The following is a 2,164-nucleotide window of genomic DNA, read 5'->3' as shown; positions in this document are numbered from 1 at the left end:
TGCCCCCACCAGCGTGAACAGCATGATCGAGGCAAAAACCCACAGCTTGCCCAGCTTCGATGAAATTTCGTGGGCCACGCGTTCGCGCTTTTCCAAAATAATGAATCCGGTAGCCATCACCGCTAGCAACGCCGCGAACGGAATGTTGATGGCCTCCAGCAACCCTTGGACGCGCACCAGCAGGATCGACACGCCGATCACGATCATGGCCCGCTTGGTTGCCCGCGGATTAAACCGTTCGAACTGCTTCAGCAACAGCCAGCCGATCAGCAACCCCGCGCCGATCCCGGCCAAGATCGAAACGGGGATCCCGGCAAGCTTGAGCAGCACGTTTTCAGCCGTGCCCGTGTAGAACCCCAGAAAGACCGAAAAGATCACGATCGCGATCACATCGTCAAGCGAGGCCGCCGCCAGGATCATGGTGGGAATGCCCTTTTTCGCCCCCATTTTCCGCTCGATGAAGCCGATCATCATCGGCACCACCACGGCCGGCGAAACCGCCGCGACAATGAAGCCGAGCATGGCCGACTCCAGGTGCGTTAGCGGCAGGAATTTCGGCCCGAGCAACGCAATCGTTCCGCCTTCGAGCACGCCGGGGACGAACGACAGCAACAAGGCCTGCGTCCCCACGCGGTTGAGTACGTCGCGGCTCAGTTCGAACCCGGCGCGCAACAGAATAATGATCAGAGCAATCATCCGAAGATCGGACGAGGCCGCCAGGAAGCCCGGCTCCAGCAGATCCAAAACATACGGACCGAACAGCACGCCGAGCAGCAGCATCCCCAGCAACCCGGGCATCCGCAACATGCGGAATACCCAATCCGCCAGCAATCCCAGCAGGATCATCTCGGCGATGCTTACCGCCATCACTCGGCCATCAAATAGTTTTGGACGTAATCCGCAACACCCTCTTCAAGCGCGGTGAAGGGGGCATCGTAGCCCGCTTCGCGCAGCTTCGCCAGATCGGCCTGGGTGTGGTATTGGTATTTGCCCTGGAGATGCTCCGGCATATCGATGAAGGAGATGTTCGGCTCGCGCCCCATCGCCTTGAACACGGCGGAGACCAGATCCACCCAAGTGCGCGGGGTACCCGTGCCGCAGTTGAACACGCCGCCGACCTCTTTGTTCTCGCCGAACCAGAGCGTTTGCTTCACGGCATCTTTCACATAGACAAAGTCGCGCACCTGCTCGCCGTCCTTGTAGTCCGGGCGGTGCGACTTGAACAGCTTCACCTCGCCCGTCTCGAGAATCTGATGAAAGGACTTGTGCACCACCGAACGCATGTCGTCCTTGTGCGCCTCGCCCGGGCCGTAGACGTTGAAATATTTCATGCCCGCGATCTGGCCGGCGACGCCCGCCTTGAGCGCCCACAGATCGAACATGTGCTTCGAATAGCCATACATGTTCAACGGCTTGAATTTCGGCGTCTCCTCATCGGCATCCGAATAGCCCAGGTTGCCGTCGCCGTAGGTCGCCGCGCTCGAGGCATAGACGAACCGGACGCCGTGGGCCAGGCACTCCTCGCACAGCCCGCGGGTGTAGCCATAGTTGTTTTCGGCCAGGTAATCGGCATCCCTCTCGGTCGTGGCACTGCACGCCCCCAGGTGGTAGACCGCCTCCACGTCCGCAAGCAGACCATCCGCCAGCACCGCGAACAGGTCGCCCTTGTCGAGATAGTCCTCGTAACGAAGCCCAACCAGGTTTTTCCACTTTTCGCCCGTTCCCAGCGAATCGACGATCAGGACATCGTCCTCGCCCCGTGCATTCAGTTCCTTGACAAGGTTGCTGCCGATAAACCCGGCCCCGCCGGTAACAATATATTTAATACTCATCCTATTCCGCCCCGCCTGAATTCCCATACACGTCCAAAATGCGGCCGATCACGTTGGTGGTGGAGCGGCCCTCGACCATCTTGGCCAGCACCACTTTGCCGCCTGCGGCTTCGACCTCTTCGCGACCGGAGACATAGTGCGCCCAATCCTCGCCCTTCACCAGCACATCGGGCAGCAGTGCGGCGATCAGCTCGCGCGGCTCGTCTTCGTCGAACAACACCACGTAATCGACGCATTCCAGCGCGGCGATTACCTTGGCCCGATCCTCTTCGCAGACGATCGGACGGTCATCGCCCTTGTTGCGCTTAACCGACGCATCGGAGTTCATCCCC

The 2,164-nt window shown here is 60.1% G+C and carries 2 protein-coding genes and 1 pseudogene; all 3 read right to left on the bottom strand.

The window, feature by feature from the left end:
• A partial coding sequence (locus ABYO54_RS16050; RefSeq protein ID WP_372809239.1) for a cation:proton antiporter occupies window positions 1-867 on the bottom strand: 867 nt, incomplete at its 3' end.
• The gene (gene rfaD / locus ABYO54_RS16045) at window positions 867-1,832 is read right to left on the bottom strand and encodes an ADP-glyceromanno-heptose 6-epimerase (protein WP_372809238.1); all 966 of its coding nucleotides are present in this window, start codon (window positions 1,830-1,832) and stop codon (window positions 867-869) included. The genes rfaD and ABYO54_RS16050, both read right to left, overlap by 1 nt.
• Window position 1,833: 1 nt before the next feature.
• Window positions 1,834-2,164, bottom strand: a pseudogene (locus tag ABYO54_RS16040) (bifunctional heptose 7-phosphate kinase/heptose 1-phosphate adenyltransferase); the annotation flags it as partial.

It is taken from the genome of Pontiella sp., assembly GCF_041622395.1.
In the GTDB taxonomy this organism is placed as follows: Bacteria; Verrucomicrobiota; Kiritimatiellia; order Kiritimatiellales; family Pontiellaceae; genus Pontiella.
The sequence above is the reverse complement of the archived record's forward strand: the minus strand, read 5'-3'. Positions and strand labels throughout refer to the sequence as shown.

Excerpts from the sequence above, each read along its gene's own strand:
- rfaD (WP_372809238.1), bottom strand. The coding sequence starts at position 1,832 with ATGAGTATTAAATATATTGTTACCGGCGGGGCCGGGTTTATCGGCAGC.